Here is a 17,900-nt window from a genome sequence, read left to right as displayed (position 1 = left end):
AAGAAAGGGAGATGGGATATGGAACAACCGACGGTATATAAGCCGAAGAATCCCGTTCGTTTTGTAACCGCTTCCAGTTTATTCGATGGTCATGATGCGTCTATTAATATCATGAGGCGTATTCTGCAATCGACAGGTGCGGAAGTTATTCATTTAGGACATAATCGCTCAGTAGAAGATGTTGTGAATGCAGCGATTCAGGAAGATGCTCAAGGAATTGCGATTTCCTCTTATCAAGGGGGGCACGTCGAGTATTTTAAATATATGGTGGACCTTCTGAATCAAAAAGGTGCCGGCCATATCCGCGTTTATGGTGGCGGGGGTGGTGTCATCATTCCTAGAGAAATCAAAGAGCTTCACGAATATGGCGTGGCCCGCGTTTTTTCTCCGGAAGATGGGCGGTCATATGGCCTTCAAGGTATGATCAATTCAATGATCGAAGAATGTGATTTCATTCCTCCTTTAGATGTCGAGCAGGGAGTAAAAGATTTATCTGAAGGAAACCATCAAGCGATGGCCAGGTTCATTACCTATGTAGAAAACACGCCGAAAGAAGAACGTGAAGCGGTGGCCGCTTTTAAAACAGCCGTAGAAAAAGTCCAGGAAAAGACAATCCCAGTCCTTGGAATTACAGGGACAGGTGGAGCTGGTAAAAGTTCACTTACGGATGAATTGATTCGCCGGTTCGTCAATGAAGTACCTGATAAGAAAATAGCGATTTTGTCTGTCGATCCGACGAAGAAAAAAACAGGGGGTGCTTTGCTTGGAGATCGTATCCGTATGAATGCGATTTTCAATCCGAGAGTTTATATGCGCTCCCTGGCGACAAGGGAGGCTCGCTCTGAACTTTCAACAGCAGTCGAAGAAGCGATTCAGGTCGTCAAAGCTGCAGGTGTAGATTTTATCATTATTGAAACGAGCGGGATCGGGCAGGGGGATGCAGCCATAACGGATGTGACTGATTTGTCCATGTATGTCATGACGGCTGAGTTCGGCGCCCCTTCCCAGTTAGAGAAAATCGACATGATCGATTTCGCAGACTTTATCGTGATCAATAAGTTTGAACAAAAAGGTTCTGAGGATGCTATGAACCAAGTGAAAAAGCAGTACCAGCGCAGTCACATGCTTTTCCATGAAGATGACAGCAAGTTTCCGGTATATGGAACTATTGCAAGTCAATTCAATGACCCCGGCACCAACACTTTATTCGCAGCCTTGATCGATCAATTGAATGAGAAATATGCTTGGGAGGATGACACTTCTTTTACTGGTGTAGATAAAGTAGAAAAGCAGAACGTCATCATTCCGAATGAGCGGAAGCAATATTTAAGAGATATTTCCTTAGCCGTCCGTAATTACCATACAGAAACAGAAGATCAAGCTGACAAAGCCCGTAAGCTTTACCAGCTCAAAGGCACATTGGAATTGCTTGAAAATGAAGAGGTCAAAGACAGCATCACACGAATGGTCGACGATTATGAGCGTTCATTGAAACGTGAAACGATAGATAAGCTGGAAGACTGGGATGACCTTCATGAAAGGTACAGTGGTGATACGTACACATTCAAGGTGCGTGATAAAGAGATTACCATGGATTTGAACACCGAAAGTTTAAGTGGAACAAAAGTACCTAAAGTCGCACTCCCGAAATACTCTGACTGGGGCGATCGATTGTCATGGCTGCTTCGTGAAAATGTTCCTGGAGCCTTTCCATTCACGGCAGGAGTATTTCCTTTCAAACGCAAGGGGGAAGATCCGAAACGTCAATTTGCTGGCGAAGGGACACCGGAACGTACAAACAGACGTTTTCATTACTTATCAGAGGGTGATGATGCCAAACGTTTAAGTACAGCGTTCGATTCTGTCACCTTATATGGAGAAGACCCTGACGAACGCCCGGATATTTACGGAAAAGTAGGAGAGAGTGGAGTAAACATCTGCACACTCGATGATATGAAGAAGTTGTATGATGGTTTCGACCTTGTCGATCCTTCAACTTCTGTATCGATGACGATCAATGGTCCGGCACCGATTATTCTTGCGATGTTTTTCAACACGGCCATCGATAAGCAATTGGAGAAATTCAAAGAAGAGAATGGCCGTGCCCCGAGCGATGAAGAAGCGGCGAAAATCAAGGCGGAAACGATTCATGTCGTTCGCGGTACCGTCCAGGCAGATATCCTGAAAGAAGATCAAGGCCAGAACACATGTATCTTTTCCACAGAATTTGCATTGAGAATGATGGGGGATATTCAGCAATACTTCATCGATCATGAAGTTCGCAACTATTATTCCGTTTCTATTTCGGGCTACCACATTGCTGAGGCAGGAGCGAATCCGATTACACAGCTTGCGTTCACACTCGCAAACGGATTCACCTATGTCGAGTACTATTTGAGCAGAGGCATGGATATCAATAAATTCGCGCCGAACTTATCGTTCTTTTTCTCAAATGGATTGGATCCGGAATACACTGTCCTCGGACGCGTCGCACGTCGTATATGGGCGATCGTCATGCGGGATAAATACGGAGCCAATGAGCGAAGCCAGAAGTTGAAGTACCATATCCAGACTTCAGGACGCTCCCTGCATGCCCAGGAAATCGACTTCAACGATATTCGCACGACTCTGCAAGCGTTAATCGCGATTCAAGATAACTGTAACTCCTTGCATACAAACTCTTATGATGAAGCGATCACAACACCAACAGAAGAATCTGTTCGACGCGCAATGGCGATTCAGATGATCATCAGCAAAGAGTTTGGATTGACGAAGAATGAAAACTCTTTACAAGGCTCCTACATTATCCGCGAACTGACAGACCTAGTTGAGGAAGCAGTCCTGCAGGAATTTGAACGCATCAATGATCGCGGCGGAGTACTGGGTGCAATGGAACGCCAATATCAGCGTGGTAAAATCCAAGAAGAGTCTTTATATTATGAAGGGAAAAAGCATTCAGGAGAGTTGCCGATCATAGGTGTCAACACGTACCTGAATCCGAACCCGCCTTCTGAAGAAGAAATCGACTCTATGGAACTTGCCAGAGCTGGTAAGGATGAAAAAGAGCACCAAATCCGTGAGTTACGTAATTTCCAAAACGAGAATGAATCGGAAGCAGATCAAGCGCTTAATCGTTTGCAGGAAGTCGCTGCAAGCGGAGGGAATATTTTCGCAGAACTCATGGAAATCGTAAAAGTAGCAAGCCTCGGCCAAATCACCAACGCCCTCTACCAAGTAGGCGGACAGTACAGAAGGAATATGTGATAGTAAGTGTGGAGAGGGACGTGTAGACTTGCCCCGCATAAGCAGCCCATCGAAGTGAAGGGGGTTTTTCACGCAGATGGGCTGCTTATGTCGTGAAGGTCTGTCCCTCGCAACCGGATAAGTAAGTGTGGAGAGGGATGCGGAAGCCTTGGATCAAGCGGGTCCTCGATAAATCATCAAATATAACGATCTTCACTTTCTAAGGAGGCTGAGGGGATGTCCGCTGAAATCGATGCGGAGCGGCGTATGCATTTATTGCTTCATAAATAAAACCCGAACGATTCGTTCGGGTTTTCTAGTGGAAAAAACCTTTTATCCCAGCCTCAATGCTATTAGTGACCTCCACCAACTTGATCTTCGTCATGGGCCTGGTTCACATCAGTTACATAAGGTTTTTTCATGCCGTACCATTCGTAAGTGATATTATAGGTCTCACCAGTTTCAAGCAGCATCCAGGTGCTTGTGTCCTTTACATGGACCTTTTTATCTTCCACGATGATGAAGTAATCCTCCTCATCATGTGTCTTTTCGGTAATCACAGCTTCTTCCATATGTTTTGAATGAATCATACCAAAGCTTGTAAATAGCCATATTCCAATTGCCAGCACTGCGATTAAAGTTGCAATCCAATTAAAAGGATGGGATTTCATTAGTATTTCTCCTTACTTTAAGTATTTTTTTGTTGATCAAGGTGCTTCTGCATTTAAGATAGGAGTCCCGTCATTTCCCAGCCCACCAACTTCATCTTGGGGAAAAGACTTTTCTCTCCACGAACCTGCACATTTGTGAAGGAATGCTGGTAGTCATTTTTAAGATACAAAAACAATAATGACAGTGAATATACCCTATTTTAAAGTAAAATGGCAGGAACACCAAGATTATTGTCTAATCAATATTTTAAATGAAAAGTTTACTTTCATGTTACTTTGGCTACAAAAGATAATAAAGTGAAAGGCGTTCCCTATTTGATTTTTGTAAAGTCAACTCATATAATGGGTGGTATGATTAAATGTGATTCGTATGCCTATGAAGTCATTAATTCTATTTTGTCTATATAAAGGAGTGCTGGACCGTGAGCTTAAAAGAATTTAGCCAAGACCAAATTAATGAAATCTCCATGATTGAACTGGCTACCATTATATTGGAAGAGGAAAGAGAAGCCATCGATTTTAATGAGATTTTCCGCCGTATTGCGACGATGAAGAAATTCAATGCCAAACAAAAACAAGAGTACATCGCCCAATTTTACACAGACATGAATATCGATGGGCAGTTCATGACGATCGGTACGAACCGCTGGGGGCTTAAACGCTGGTACCCTGTAGAACAGATGGAAGAGGAAATTGCCAGCCTTCCACAAAAACGTAAAAAGAAAAAGAAAAAGAGAAAAAAGAAACCTTCCAAGTTGCTTGAAGATGAATTGGGCGTTTCTGAGTATGACGATACAGAAGAAGATGGTCTTGAAGATGATGTGGAATTAACGGATGAAGACCTTGACCTTGATGATAATGATGATTTCGAAGGTGACTATGATGAGGATGATCTCGACGAAGAAGAGGAAGAAATAGTCGAGGATGATATCAGCTTCATTGGTGATGATGATGAAGAAGAAAAATAATGTGGTTGACTTTTAAAAGTCATATCAGTAGAATCTTATTTGGGCTCTTTAATTTCTTAATCGAAATTCCAAACGCTCCCCGAACCGGGGGAGCGTTTTTTGTTTTTTATAGGAAATTGTAAAAAAATCGGTCGACGGAGTATTTTTATTTTTTATAATGAATTTCAGCTTCAACGCCCACATCAAATAATAAATCATGTCTTGCTATGGGTGTGAATACTGCCATTTCAGGAGTTTGCTTTACTTTTTAACGTTGTGGGTGCAGATGCTTTTGTTTTTTTACCCCTTATCAAAAATATTTAATAGTAAATAACTAAATAAGACAAAGAGAGAAAGAGGGATTCAACGTGGCAACAAAGTATATTTTCGTAACTGGCGGTGTCGTTTCTTCCTTAGGTAAAGGCATAACGGCTGCATCATTGGGCCGACTATTAAAAAACAGAGGATTGAAAGTAACCATTCAAAAATTCGATCCGTACATCAACGTGGACCCGGGGACGATGAGTCCATATCAACACGGAGAAGTCTTCGTTACTGACGATGGCGCAGAAACGGATTTGGACCTGGGTCATTATGAGCGTTTCATCGATATCAATCTGAATAAGTTCAGTAATGTGACAACAGGGAAAGTCTACTCTAATGTTATTAAAAAAGAACGTCGCGGTGATTATTTGGGAGGCACAGTCCAAGTAATTCCACATATCACGAACGAAATCAAAGAACGTGTATTCCGCGCAGGACATGAAACGAACGCGGATGTTGTCATAACTGAAATCGGTGGGACGGTCGGAGATATCGAATCTCTTCCATTCCTTGAAGCCATCCGGCAGATCAAAAGTGATATCGGCCGCGAACATGTCATGTACCTGCATTGTACCCTTGTGCCTTACTTGAAGGCAGCTGGTGAAATGAAGACAAAACCTACCCAGCATAGTGTGAAAGAACTGCGCTCTCTCGGTATTCAGCCAGATGTCATAGTGTTACGTACGGAGATGCCTATCTCTGAAGACATGAAAGAGAAGATTGCTCTCTTCTGTGACATTAATAAGAACGCTGTGATTGAAGCAAGTGATGCGGATACGCTTTATAAAATCCCGATTACACTCCAGGACCAAAAGTTGGATGAACTTACATGTGATCACTTTGGTTTGAATTGCCCACCTGCAGATATGACAGAGTGGAACAAACTGATTGACCGGGTGAAAAGTTTGCAGCATAAAACAACAATCGCTCTTGTCGGTAAGTACGTGGAGCTCCCGGATGCCTACATCTCTGTCGTCGAAGCCTTGAAGCACGCGGGTTACAGTTACGACTCTGATGTAGATGTGAAATGGGTGAATTCCGAGAACGTGAATGCGGATAATGTTGCCGAACAATTGCAAGATGTAGATGGAATCCTTGTTCCAGGTGGTTTCGGTGATCGTGGTATTGAAGGAAAGATTGATGCCATTCGTTTCGCCCGTGAAAAACGCATTCCATTCTTGGGAATTTGTCTTGGAATGCAACTGGCGACTGTTGAATTCGCTCGTAATGTGCTGGGGCTGAAAGGTGCGCATTCTGCAGAAATCAATCCATCCACCGAATACCCGATTATTGACTTGCTCCCTGAACAGAAAGATGTGTCCGATCTCGGGGGGACCTTGCGTCTGGGTATTTACCCTTCCCGTCTTCAAGAAGGGACAAAAGCGATGGAAGCTTATGGAGAAGAAGTCATTTATGAGCGTCACCGTCATCGTTTTGAGTTCAATAATCATTACCGTGAGCAAATGGAATCCGCTGGTTTTAAATTCTCAGGAACAAGCCCGGATGGCCGCTTGATAGAAATTATCGAAGTGGAAGACCATCCTTGGTTTGTCGCCAGCCAATTCCACCCGGAATTCAAGTCTCGTCCGACTCGTCCGCAAGAACTCTTTTACGGCTTTGTCGGAGCAGCGATGAAAACAAATCAATAAAAGGAGAAAGTGCTATGTCCCACGGACGTAGCACTTTTTTTGTGGGATTTCGGGGTGTATTTTGGAGTATTTCTGTTTATTTTGTCATATGAACTAACAGAAATTTTGACATACCGAACATATATGCGCAGGAAATGAGAGAGAAGTCCTCGAATGTAAATAACAGGGATAAAAGAGGGATTAGTTTAAACAGCTGAAAATTGCAGGAGAAAGGAAGGGGAAAAATCATGTCGAATAAAATCCTTATCGTAGATGACCAACCAGGAATACGACTTCTTTTAGTGGAAATTTTGAAAACAGAGGGATATGTTACGGTATGCGCGAAAACGGGTAAGGAAGCTTGTGACCTGGTTGAAGAACACAATCCGGACCTCATCATCATGGATTATAATCTGCCGGTCATGCATGGCAGAGAAGTTCTTCAGTATCTAGAAAAAACAGACTTTGATGCCCCAGTGATCATAATCACTGGCTCATCTAAAGACTCATTGGAAAAAGACGTCGATTTTCCTTTTGTTACAGATATCATAGCAAAGCCATTCGACATCCATAATTTGAAAAAAATGGTCGAAAATACCCTTGTTCATAGTCGGTCATGACTTTTTTTACAATGTAAGCGTTATATAATTCTCCTGCTGTTGCACCATGGAAAGGGTATTGGTATTCTAATACTGTAACCAAACTTACATGGTGTGTTTTCTTATGGAAACAGGCTTGTAAATAGGCGTAGTACGTAACTAAAGGAGGATTCTTTCATGCCACTAGTATCTATGAAAGAAATGCTAGAAAAAGCGAAGGAAGAACGCTACGGTGTAGGTCAGTTCAACCTGAATAATTTAGAATATGCTCAAGCCATTCTTCAGGCTGCTGAAGAAGAGCAGTCCCCGGTTATCCTGGGTGTATCAGAAGGTGCTGGACGTTACATGGGTGGTTTCAACGTGGTCGTCGATATGGTGAAAGCACTTATGAAATCATATGGTACGACAGTCCCTGTTGCGATTCACTTGGATCATGGTTCAAGCTTTGAGAAATGTGCAGAAGCGATCCACGCTGGTTTTACTTCTGTCATGATCGACGCTTCCCATGACCCATTGGAAGAGAACATTGCAGTAACTCGTAAAGTTGTTGAACTTGCTCACATCCACGGCGTATCTGTAGAAGCAGAACTTGGCCGCGTAGGTGGACAAGAGGATGATATCATCGTAGACGACGCTGAAGCTGCGTATGCGATTCCTTCTGAATGTAAGCAATTGGTCGACGAAACGAATGTTGATGTATTTGCACCAGCACTAGGTTCTGTCCACGGACCTTATAAAGGCGAGCCGAACCTTGGCTTTGATCGCATGGAAGAAATCATGGGCCTTGTAGACAAGCCGCTTGTTCTTCACGGTGGTACAGGAATCCCGACAGAAGATGTTAAAAAAGCAATTTCTTTCGGTACAGCAAAAATCAATGTAAATACAGAGAGTCAGATGGCTCAAGGCAAGGCTGTGCGTCAAGTACTAGCTGACCAGCCTGAACAATATGATCCTCGTAAATATCTGGGACCTGGACGCGACGCTATCAAAGAAACCGTTATCGGTAAAATGCGCGAGTTCGGTTCTTCTCAACAAGCGTAAAAATAGTAAAGAGGAAAACCGCTACCATGTAGCGGTTTCCTTTTAATGAGCTATGAAAACGCCATCATTCGACAATTTTCACGATTGCCAAAAATAGAGGGAAGAGGAGTGGGGATATGAAATTTTTCATCGATACAGCGAACATTGAAGACATACGCGAGGCGAACGCTTTAGGAATATTAGCAGGGGTGACGACAAACCCGAGTCTTGTAGCTAAAGAAGGTGTCTCTTTTCATGAACGTTTGAGAGAGATTACAGATGAAGTGGATGGTTCTGTAAGCGCGGAAGTAATCTCGGAAGATGCAGAAGGCATGATTCAAGAAGGAAAAGAGCTCGCTGCAATCGCCCCGAACATTACTGTTAAAGTTCCGATGACTTTAGAAGGTTTGAAAGCAGTGAAAGCATTCAGCGACTTGAATATCAAAACGAATGTGACCCTTGTTTTCTCTGCGAACCAGGCTTTACTAGCTGCCCGCGCAGGTGCTTCCTTTGTTTCTCCATTCTTGGGACGCCTGGATGATATCGGCCATAATGGTGTAGAGCTGATCGCACAAATCTCTGAGATTTTCGATCGTCATGCGATAGACACGGAGATTATTGCAGCGTCTGTCCGCCACCCGGTCCATGTGACAGAAGCAGCTTATCATGGGGCGCATATTGCGACAGTACCATTTAAAGTATTCAGCCAAATTGTGCAGCACCCATTAACCGATCAAGGCATTGAAAAGTTTTTAAATGACTGGAATAAACAAAAATAATTGGTGTGTAATGGAAAATATTGCACATACTAAGGTTATAATCTTTACCTTAAAGCGAGGAGTTATCCATGCATAAACTATTAGTGGAAGGCGGAACCCTTCTTCGTGGTCAAGTACGGGTCAGTGGAGCGAAAAATAGCGCTGTAGCCTTGTTACCTGCAGCTATTCTAGCAGAATCGCCCGTGACGATCGAAGGACTTCCTGACATATCTGACGTTGGAATTTTGTCTGACCTGTTAGAAGAAATTGGAGGAACAGTCCGCAAAGAAGATAGTACTGTTCATATCGATCCTTCTGAAATGGTGGACATGCCACTGCCGAATGGAAAAGTTAAAAAATTGAGAGCTTCCTATTACTTCATGGGAGCAATGCTCGGTCGTTTCAATAAGGCTGTCATCGGTCTTCCCGGTGGGTGTCATCTTGGGCCGCGCCCGATCGATCAGCACATCAAAGGTTTTGAAGCTTTAGGCGCTGAAGTGACAAATGAACAAGGGGCGATCTACCTCAGGGCTAAGGAGCTTCGTGGGGCGAGGATCTACCTTGATGTCGTCAGTGTCGGTGCTACCATCAACATTATGCTGGCTGCTGTAAGAGCGAAGGGGAAAACTGTCATTGAAAATGCAGCTAAGGAACCAGAAATCATTGATGTAGCCACATTACTTACAAGTATGGGAGCAAAGATCAAAGGTGCAGGGACAGATGTGATTCGTATCGAAGGTGTCGATAGCCTCCAGGGATGTCTGCATACGATTATTCCAGACAGGATCGAAGCAGGGACCTACACGATCATGGCTGCTGCTCAAGGAGAGGAAATGATTATTGATAACGTCATCCCTCAGCACTTGGAGTCGCTTTTGGCAAAACTGAGAGAAATGGGTGTCACGATTGAGGAAAACGATGAACAACTGTATGTTCGTCCAGGGAAAAACATGCGTAGTGTTGACATTAAGACACTTGTATACCCCGGTTTTCCAACGGATTTACAACAGCCGTTCACTTCTCTCCTCACGCAGACTCATGGAACAGGTGTAGTGACAGATACGATCTATCAAGCACGTTTCAAACATGTAGATGAACTGCGGAGAATGAATGCTTCGATCAAGGTTGAAGGCGGTTCAGCCATAGTGACTGGACCATCTAAGCTGCAAGGGGCAAAAGTGAAAGCGACGGACTTACGTGCTGGCGCAGCCCTTGTCATAGCTGGTCTGATGGCAGAAGGTACCACAGAGATTACTGGTGTTGATCATATAGAACGCGGGTATGATAACATTACGACTAAGCTGAACAACTTAGGCGCAAAGGTCTGGTTCGAGGAAATGTCTGAAGAAGAAATTGAGCAATTCCAAAACTCTTAACTGCCATATCTTTCCATAAGAAATGAGAACAAACCTTTTCTGAATGGAGAGAAATTCTGGCATCCATTTCATATGGATAAGGTAACGACAACGACCCGAACGGTGGTCGTGAGAGCAAAACCAGGCAATCTCCGTTCACAGACGGATATCAAAGCCTGATGAAAAAACGAATCTGGTTATTAAACCACGATTTAAATCTTTATTCTTCATCATAAGAGGAAGTCGTATTGCAGCGGCTTCCTCTTATCCTATAATAACCCCCTCCAAAAAGTTTTCGTAAATTAGGATTGAAACTGTGTAAGGACAGGAGTACAATAAAGGTTGTTTGATAGCGATAGAAGATAATGGCGACCATAGACCTCCGAAAGCTTCTATAAATATTACTTCACTTAACTTCTCCTGGATCTTCTATTCGGGCATTCATACTTAGAGAAGTCATTACTTTCCAAATGAAAAGCTTTTCGGGATTTATTTATTATCATAAGACAAAGCAGTGATGAGAATGACAACCAGCTCCAGAGTTTTCAGGGAAAACGACAGGAGGCATCAAACTCATAGGAGGAAGATACCTTCATTGAGATAGTTTGCTTTAGCGTGACGGGGCTCCAAAGCTTCGCGCTTTTGGCTTACGAACTTGACAGATATAAAGAAATATAAAAAAAGTGGTGATTACGTGGCAGATATAACTATCTCCAATTTAGAAACAATGACATTGAAAGGTCTTTATGCAAAAGCTAGACAGTATAAAGTATCTTACTATGCGAAACTTACGAAAAGAGAATTGATTTTTGCAATCTTGAAGGCTCAAGCTGAAAAAGATGGCTTTTTATTTATGGACGGGATTTTGGAGATTATTCCTTCTGAAGGGTTTGGATTCCTGCGTCCGATCAACTATTCCCCGAGTGCGGAAGACATTTACATCTCAGCCTCTCAAATCCGTCGCTTTGACCTGAGGAATGGGGATAAAGTTTCCGGAAAAGTCCGGCCTCCGAAAGAAAATGAGCGTTATTACGGGTTGCTGCACGTAGATGCAGTGAATGGGGAGGACCCGGACTCTGCCAAGGAAAGGGTACACTTCCCGGCACTTACTCCTCTTTATCCGGACCGTCACATAAAACTTGAGACCGAGACAAAAAAACTGTCTACTCGAATCATGGATCTCATGGCTCCTGTAGGGTACGGACAACGTGGACTCATTGTTGCTCCTCCAAAAGCAGGGAAAACGATGTTGTTAAAGCAGATGGCCAACAGCATATCCACCAATCAGCCTGATGCGAAATTGATTATTTTACTTGTGGATGAGCGTCCGGAAGAAGTGACGGACATTGAACGTTCTGTCGCCCCTGATGTTGATGTAGTCAGCTCGACTTTTGATGAAGTGCCGGAAAATCATATTAAAGTTTCAGAACTTGTGTTGGAGCGAGCCATGCGTTTAGTTGAACACAAGCGTGATGTCATCATATTGATGGATAGCATTACAAGACTAGCAAGAGCTTACAACCTGGTCATCCCTCCGAGTGGACGTACCCTTTCAGGGGGGATTGACCCAGCGGCTTTCCACCGTCCGAAACGTTTCTTCGGTGCAGCTCGGAATATCGAAGAAGGGGGAAGCTTGACGATTTTGGCTACTGCCCTTGTAGATACAGGCTCACGTATGGATGACGTCATCTATGAAGAATTTAAGGGAACTGGAAATATGGAACTGCATCTGGACCGCAGTTTGGCCGAACGCCGGATTTTTCCTGCCATCGATATATTGCGCTCAGGTACTCGGAAAGAAGAGTTGCTGCTGTCCCAGGCTCACCTTGATAAAGTTTGGGCGATCCGTAAAACGATGTCAGATGCCCATGATTTCTCAGATCGCTTCCTACGCCGTTTGAGATCGTCAAAAAATAATGAAGAATTTTTCGATTTAATGGACAAGGATATGAAAGGAAAAGCGACGCCTGCCCGGCGTTCGTAAATGTTAAGGAACTCTTAACAGTCCTTCTTTAATTATCAAGTTCATGTTGCATTGGGGTTGTCCCCCTGTTATAATCATTCTATGTGAGTTTCAGTACAAGGTGTTATCACGAACCTTCGACGGCTCTTACAATAACTCTGTTTCTTAAGGACTCAGGGCAAAAAGGAGTGGAAGAACATGAAAGCAGGAATTCATCCAGAATACCGTAAAGTCGTATTCCTAGACACAAGTTCTAATTTCAAGTTTCTAACAGGTTCTACTCAGAATTCTGAAGAAACAATCGAGTGGGAAGATGGAAACACATACCCATTGATCCGTGTAGAGATTAGTTCTGCGTCTCACCCGTTCTACACAGGTAAGCAAAAAGCTGATAAAGCTGGCGGCCGTGTGGATCGATTCAAGAAGAAATATAACCTTTCATAATAATGATACACCTTCTTTTGAAGGAAATTTCATCATTTTGAACAAAAACAGGCAAATTGTCTCAAAGGTTTGCCTGTTTTTTTGTCAAAAAATAGGGGTGTGAGGAGATTTCCTAGGAAGTCTTTTTACCCTTTAGATAGTTTTCAATAAATGAGGGGAGCTGTCCTTGGCGATTTATAGCCGCTGATTCATAGGGGTTGATCAAGGTAGCTCTTTTTTGATGATAAGGTCGTTCGAAAGTGTAAGGCTCTTAAGTTTTTCTTGCACTATTGGATCTTGATCGAGTGAGAAGGGAGCGACAGTGGACGTGTATGTAATGAAACAAAGCGGATGGGTAGAGCTTATTTGTGGAAGTATGTTCAGTGGTAAATCAGAAGAACTGATACGCCGCGTGAGAAGAGCGACATTTGGCAATTTGACCGTCCGTGTATACAAACCTGCGATAGATAAGCGGTATAAAGATGATGCCGTTGTCTCACATAATGGTACATCAGTGATGGCCCGGCCTGTGGAAAGCTCGTTGGACATCCTCCAGCATGTTTCGGACGAGGTGGATGTAGTCGGAATTGATGAATTGCAGTTTTTGGATAAACATATTGTAGAAGTAGTAGAATGTTTGGCGGACAGAGGCATACGCGTCATCGTCGCAGGTCTAGATACAGACTTTAGAGGAGAGCCTTTCGGAAAAATGCCTGAAATGATGGCTTTGAGCGAAAGTGTAACTAAATTGAATGCGATTTGCCCGATTTGCGGATCGCCGGCTAGTCGTACACAACGTTTGATTGACGGAGCTCCCGCATCGTATGATGATCCAATCATCTTAGTCGGAGCTTCCGAATCCTATGAGCCTAGATGCCGTCATCACCATGAAGTTCCCAATAAACCCAGGCAACAAGAAGTGAAAGCAGCTTATGCTGAAAAAACGATGAATAAATAGGTCTCCCCGGCAGCTGAAATCTCAGCTGCCTTTTTTGTATATCAACAAAGCTGCCGATTGTGTAAGACTCAGTTTCGAGATATTTGGGGAGTGCGAATGGGGTCTTGGAAGCTACTGAGGCCACTGAAAAACCCTTTTCAATCTAGAAGAACTGTTAAAGTTTGTTGTTGCTTCTCACGCATCGCTTGTCGGTGGATGCTTGCCGCGGGCACGGCCTCAGCTAACTTGGTTAAGAAGATCACTTGACCAAGTGGATCTTCGGCTCGCGCTGTTCCCGCAGGCGTCAACACCGAACGCTCCTCGTGGAAGCAACGAGGCATATCTAAAAAGAGTGATTTTCATTAACATACTTGAGGGCAATGAAAAAAGCCTCCTAAAGAAAGGGAAACACCCTACTTTGGGACAGGGATCTATAATGAAAAGGCTCTACAGGAGGTTTTTTCGCTTCTTTTTCCATTAAACAGTCGGATAGCATACAAATCGATTTCGAGATGCTTAATACGGCTAAGGGGCGGAGGGAAACGGTGAGACTCCTAACTTGAAAGCGGAAGTACCTTGATCAGCGGCGTATGGACTGGACTGAGCTGGAGGAGATAAAGGAAACACGAAGAGCATAGCGATTCGATGTTGACTTATCGTACAGAAGCGAGGGAAGTCTCACTAGCTGCTAGGTACTGGAGCTGGATAGCACTTGTGCGGTTTAAGATCTCCAACCGAAATTCAGCCTCCAATGGTTTAAGAACTGGGATTAGCGTGACAGGTGAGACCCCGCAAGGCGTAGCCTGAGCAGGCTCAGCGCGCGCCCCACGGAAAGCGATCCGTTTCCTGCAGCCCCTAACAGCTCCATAACATCTCGGAAAACGAGTCTTACGCCCCCTGCTATAATATTGAATAACCTTGTTTGATTTAACGAGACGTTTCGTTTAAATAGTAATAAGTTGTGGAACTTTAAGGAGCAGATACTTAAAAATGACGGAGGTCAATTATGGATAAGCAATCTGTACAATCAGAAATGTCCAGTTATGTAGGTAAACTATTGCGAGATCATTTTGGGAAAGGACCATCATCAGTCTTCGTCTCCCTGGAAGACCCCTACCTCACCATTTATTTAAAAGATTTTTTAGCACCGATGGAACGTGTTTTGGTCGGTCAAAAAAATCATAATAAAGTGGAGGAAACACGAGATTTGATGATGAGAGAACTGATTCCAGATATTAAGGCTACTTTTCGTGCGAGTGTAGGAATTGAAGTTGAATCAATCTATTACGACTGGTCCTTCCCCAATAAATCAGGAATATTAATCGGAATCGTGAAAAGCGACCAGCAGAGCACTAACCTTAAATCATATGACCCTGGCTCTACTTTATATGAAGAAGTAGAAAAGGTAAGCGAACAAGCTGAGAAAGCACCGGAGTCGATAAATTCCTATTTATTGAATGACCGGACGCTCCTTATTGTAAGGTCAGGTATTTTGGTAGCCATTGAAAAAGAACTGATTGCTTCCGGTTATGAAGAGCCTCTGAAGATTTCGAAACGGCGTCTGGAGAAGCGTTTACTCAACAGGGCTTCTTTTGAGAAAATTCTTGGAAAACGAATAGAGGATACCTTTGTGGACTGGGATTTCCAAAATGACCGAAGTTACATCGTCTTTCTCTTACGTCCATAAAAAAGTTGCTGGATAACACCTGCATTAGTGAAAAGCCCCGAACCATCCTAAAAAGCCGAAGAAGCATCCCCTTATACCAGGGGGTTTTCATAAAAGAGTTTTTCTACTATAATAATAAGCGGGATGAAACGAAGAGCCGTTTGGTCCTTATGTGTAAAACCCATTTATAAAAAGGAACATAAAATAATCGGTAAAATTGAGCTGGACAATAGAGCTAGACAAAAATCCGAGAAGTACTCCATCCTGTGGGGACTTTTCGGATTTTTTTATTTTCCTTTTATTGTAATTCCGCGTAGTAGAAAGGGGTATCTATGGTATATCGTATTGTCGGAGTCGACGACCAGCATATAGTAATTGAATTCAGAAGAAATGATGAAGAAGTGACTTTCGAGTCTTATGAAGAGGCTGAAGAGTATTTACAACACATAAAGAGTGAGGGAGTCATCCCCTCGAAATATAAACTAGAAATCCAAAAATAAAAAGTAGCGGGTGCGCCAGGTCAGCACATGACCTGGTGCATTTTCAGTTTTGGTTATAATACCAATTAATGTTAGGTGAACCTTAATGATGTTGGTTCGTTCCTTCTTTCTTTCTTTCTTTCCTTTCTTCATTGCTCATCCTGTAACTGAACCTGACTGGAATTACTGACCTGACAAAGGTGGAGTTTATAGGGGATGCTTTTTACATAATCAAGGTGGTTCGGGAAATAATAATGAGCAAAAGAGAAGAGGTGAGGAAGATGTTTCGATTTATTCTAATGCTGGCAGTGTCCCTTATGCTTATGACAGCGTGCGGACTGCAAATGGAAAATTATCAGGGTCAAACCAGTCGTGATGATGTGGAGAATATGGGTATGAATAATGAGGCGACTGAGGAAACGGAAAATCCCCGATCAATAAGTAAAGTCGGTGATACATGGGGAATGAAACAGGATCGCGAGTTGATTAAAGAGTCGGCCCAAGAGCTTCCTGGCGTTGAGGTTAAACGGGTCATATTGGAAGCGAATAAAGTGTGGGTGACGGTAGATATCGCCGGTGAAGATGAGATGTCTGAGAAAGAGAAGGAAGAATGGAAAGCACAAGTGGAAGAAGCGATTTATCAAGCAGTGCCAAGCTATGATATTCAAGTGAAAATCAAGTGATCTCGTCAGCCCGGAGCTATCCGACTATGGAGGTTCAGGGCTGTTTTTTTATGCAGCAAGGAAGGTGTGCTGTTGTATCCGTGATCTCTCTATAATATAATTAGAATGTTATGGAGAAAGAGGTGCATACCGTTGATTGAACGTTTACAAACATTAGAAGATCGTTATGAAAAATTGAATGAATTACTAAGTGATCCTGAAGTGATATCTGATACAAATAAACTCCGCGAATATTCAAAAGAGCAATCTGGCTTGCAAGAGACCGTAACCGCCTATCGTGAGTACAAAGAGGTTACTGAGCAGTTGGATGATGCCAAAGCAATGCTTGATGATCAGCTCGATGATGATATGGTCGAAATGGTCAAAGAGGAAATAAGTGAACTGTCCAAGAGGAAGCAAGAGCTTGAAGAAAGTTTGAAGGTCCTTATGCTTCCGAAAGACCCGAATGATGATAAAAACGTCATCATGGAAATCCGCGGGGCAGCCGGTGGCGATGAAGCATCCTTATTTGCTGGGGATTTATATCGGATGTACGCTCGTTATGCTGAAATGCAGGGCTGGAAAACAGAAGTCATTGAGGCGAACGCCAATGACGTAGGTGGCTATAAGGAAATCATCTTCATGGTTAATGGACATATGGCTTTCTCGAAAATGAAATTTGAGAACGGCGCCCATCGTGTACAGCGCGTGCCCGAAACAGAATCGGGTGGGCGAATCCATACGTCAACCGCTACAGTTGTCGTTATGCCGGAAGCCGAAGAAGTTGAAGTCGAAGTCCATGACAAGGACATTCGTGTCGATACGTTCGCTTCCAGTGGTCCAGGGGGGCAAAGTGTTAATACGACGATGTCTGCCGTGAGACTCACCCACGTACCTACGGGGATTGTGGTTTCTTGTCAGGATGAAAAGTCCCAAATCAAAAATAAAGAAAAAGCGATGAAGGTCCTCCGTGCCCGGATCTATGATAAGTTCGAGCGGGAGGCACAAGCAGAATATGATGAAAGCAGGAAGTCTGCCGTGGGAACCGGAGACCGTTCGGAGCGGATCCGTACCTACAATTTCCCACAGACGCGTGTAACTGATCACCGTATTGGCTTGACTTTGCAGAAGCTCGATCAAATTCTGCAGGGAAACATGAATGAGATCATTGAAGCTTTATTGATAGAAGAACAAACCAATAAACTTGAACAGCTTGGTGAATGAT

General features: G+C 43.4%; 16 protein-coding genes. 14 read left to right on the top strand and 2 right to left on the bottom strand.

The window, feature by feature from the left end; translation table 11 throughout:
- Window positions 1-18 precede the first annotated feature (18 nt).
- The gene (icmF, locus tag ACTWPX_RS00600) at window positions 19-3,264 is read left to right on the top strand and encodes a fused isobutyryl-CoA mutase/GTPase IcmF (RefSeq protein ID WP_443118051.1); all 3,246 of its coding nucleotides are present in this window, start codon (window positions 19-21) and stop codon (window positions 3,262-3,264) included.
- Window positions 3,265-3,596: 332 nt separating this feature from the next.
- Here icmF and ACTWPX_RS00595 read toward each other — a convergent pair whose 3' ends face one another.
- A complete protein-coding gene (locus ACTWPX_RS00595; RefSeq protein ID WP_443118050.1) occupies window positions 3,597-3,914 on the bottom strand; it encodes a hypothetical protein in 318 nt (105 codons plus the stop codon).
- A 422-nt stretch (window positions 3,915-4,336) separates the two neighbouring features.
- Here ACTWPX_RS00595 and rpoE point away from each other — a divergent pair, with 422 nt between their 5' ends.
- The 9 genes from rpoE (at window position 4,337) to ACTWPX_RS00550 (ending at window position 13,889) form a co-directional block, all read left to right on the top strand.
- The gene (gene rpoE, locus ACTWPX_RS00590; RefSeq protein WP_443118049.1) at window positions 4,337-4,882 is read left to right on the top strand and encodes a DNA-directed RNA polymerase subunit delta; all 546 of its coding nucleotides are present in this window, start codon (window positions 4,337-4,339) and stop codon (window positions 4,880-4,882) included.
- A gap of 347 nt (window positions 4,883-5,229) precedes the next feature.
- A complete protein-coding gene (locus ACTWPX_RS00585; protein ID WP_443118048.1) occupies window positions 5,230-6,834 on the top strand; it encodes a CTP synthase in 1,605 nt (534 codons plus the stop codon).
- Between the two features lie 227 nt (window positions 6,835-7,061).
- Complete coding sequence (locus ACTWPX_RS00580; RefSeq protein WP_128525561.1) at window positions 7,062-7,433, top strand: response regulator; 372 nt, start codon at window positions 7,062-7,064, stop codon at window positions 7,431-7,433.
- A 156-nt stretch (window positions 7,434-7,589) separates the two neighbouring features.
- The gene (gene fba, locus ACTWPX_RS00575; protein ID WP_128525562.1) at window positions 7,590-8,453 is read left to right on the top strand and encodes a class II fructose-1,6-bisphosphate aldolase; all 864 of its coding nucleotides are present in this window, start codon (window positions 7,590-7,592) and stop codon (window positions 8,451-8,453) included.
- A 116-nt stretch (window positions 8,454-8,569) separates the two neighbouring features.
- Window positions 8,570-9,211, top strand: a complete 642-nt coding sequence (gene fsa, locus ACTWPX_RS00570; RefSeq protein WP_128525563.1) for a fructose-6-phosphate aldolase — start codon at window positions 8,570-8,572, stop codon at window positions 9,209-9,211.
- Window positions 9,212-9,279: 68 nt separating this feature from the next.
- Entirely contained in the window at window positions 9,280-10,566 is a 1,287-nt protein-coding gene (locus tag ACTWPX_RS00565) for a UDP-N-acetylglucosamine 1-carboxyvinyltransferase (RefSeq protein ID WP_128525564.1), read from the top strand.
- 673 nt (window positions 10,567-11,239) lie between these two features.
- On the top strand, window positions 11,240-12,529 hold the full coding sequence (gene rho, locus ACTWPX_RS00560; RefSeq protein WP_281974484.1) for a transcription termination factor Rho: 1,290 nt from the start codon (window positions 11,240-11,242) through the stop codon (window positions 12,527-12,529).
- A 177-nt stretch (window positions 12,530-12,706) separates the two neighbouring features.
- Window positions 12,707-12,952, top strand: coding sequence for a type B 50S ribosomal protein L31 (locus ACTWPX_RS00555; RefSeq protein ID WP_128525566.1), 246 nt, complete (start codon window positions 12,707-12,709; stop codon window positions 12,950-12,952).
- A gap of 307 nt (window positions 12,953-13,259) precedes the next feature.
- Complete coding sequence (locus ACTWPX_RS00550) at window positions 13,260-13,889, top strand: thymidine kinase (RefSeq protein ID WP_443118481.1); 630 nt, start codon at window positions 13,260-13,262, stop codon at window positions 13,887-13,889.
- Window positions 13,890-14,026: 137 nt separating this feature from the next.
- Here ACTWPX_RS00550 and ACTWPX_RS00545 read toward each other — a convergent pair whose 3' ends face one another.
- Window positions 14,027-14,179, bottom strand: coding sequence for a hypothetical protein (locus ACTWPX_RS00545; protein WP_443118047.1), 153 nt, complete (start codon window positions 14,177-14,179; stop codon window positions 14,027-14,029).
- A 695-nt stretch (window positions 14,180-14,874) separates the two neighbouring features.
- Between ACTWPX_RS00545 and ACTWPX_RS00540 the strand changes: the two genes are divergently transcribed.
- The 4 genes from ACTWPX_RS00540 (at window position 14,875) to prfA (ending at window position 17,899) form a co-directional block, all read left to right on the top strand.
- Window positions 14,875-15,555 carry a Na-translocating system protein MpsC family protein gene (locus ACTWPX_RS00540; RefSeq protein ID WP_443118046.1) on the top strand — a complete coding sequence of 227 codons (681 nt, stop codon included), beginning with the start codon at window positions 14,875-14,877 and terminating at the stop codon, window positions 15,553-15,555.
- Between the two features lie 311 nt (window positions 15,556-15,866).
- Window positions 15,867-16,034: a hypothetical protein gene (locus ACTWPX_RS00535; RefSeq protein ID WP_443118045.1), complete on the top strand. Its 168-nt coding sequence runs from the start codon at window positions 15,867-15,869 to the stop codon at window positions 16,032-16,034.
- Window positions 16,035-16,294: 260 nt separating this feature from the next.
- The gene (locus ACTWPX_RS00530) at window positions 16,295-16,696 is read left to right on the top strand and encodes a hypothetical protein (protein WP_128525569.1); all 402 of its coding nucleotides are present in this window, start codon (window positions 16,295-16,297) and stop codon (window positions 16,694-16,696) included.
- 132 nt (window positions 16,697-16,828) lie between these two features.
- Window positions 16,829-17,899: a peptide chain release factor 1 gene (gene prfA / locus ACTWPX_RS00525; protein ID WP_443118044.1), complete on the top strand. Its 1,071-nt coding sequence runs from the start codon at window positions 16,829-16,831 to the stop codon at window positions 17,897-17,899.
- Window position 17,900: the final 1 nt, after the last annotated feature.

Source organism: Halobacillus sp. H74 (genome assembly GCF_052246715.1).
Classification (GTDB): Bacteria; Bacillota; Bacilli; order Bacillales; family Halobacillaceae; genus Halobacillus; species Halobacillus litoralis_A.
The sequence above is the reverse complement of the archived record's forward strand: the minus strand, read 5'-3'. Positions and strand labels throughout refer to the sequence as shown.

Coding starts and splice junctions, on each gene's coding strand:
- icmF (WP_443118051.1), top strand. CDS start 19: ATGGAACAACCGACGGTATATAAGCCGAAGAATCCCGTTCGTTTTGTA.
- ACTWPX_RS00595 (WP_443118050.1), bottom strand. CDS start 3,914: ATGAAATCCCATCCTTTTAATTGGATTGCAACTTTAATCGCAGTGCTG.
- ACTWPX_RS00580 (WP_128525561.1), top strand. CDS start 7,062: ATGTCGAATAAAATCCTTATCGTAGATGACCAACCAGGAATACGACTT.
- fba (WP_128525562.1), top strand. CDS start 7,590: ATGCCACTAGTATCTATGAAAGAAATGCTAGAAAAAGCGAAGGAAGAA.
- fsa (WP_128525563.1), top strand. CDS start 8,570: ATGAAATTTTTCATCGATACAGCGAACATTGAAGACATACGCGAGGCG.
- ACTWPX_RS00565 (WP_128525564.1), top strand. CDS start 9,280: ATGCATAAACTATTAGTGGAAGGCGGAACCCTTCTTCGTGGTCAAGTA.
- ACTWPX_RS00555 (WP_128525566.1), top strand. CDS start 12,707: ATGAAAGCAGGAATTCATCCAGAATACCGTAAAGTCGTATTCCTAGAC.
- ACTWPX_RS00540 (WP_443118046.1), top strand. CDS start 14,875: ATGGATAAGCAATCTGTACAATCAGAAATGTCCAGTTATGTAGGTAAA.
- ACTWPX_RS00535 (WP_443118045.1), top strand. CDS start 15,867: ATGGTATATCGTATTGTCGGAGTCGACGACCAGCATATAGTAATTGAA.
- ACTWPX_RS00530 (WP_128525569.1), top strand. CDS start 16,295: ATGTTTCGATTTATTCTAATGCTGGCAGTGTCCCTTATGCTTATGACA.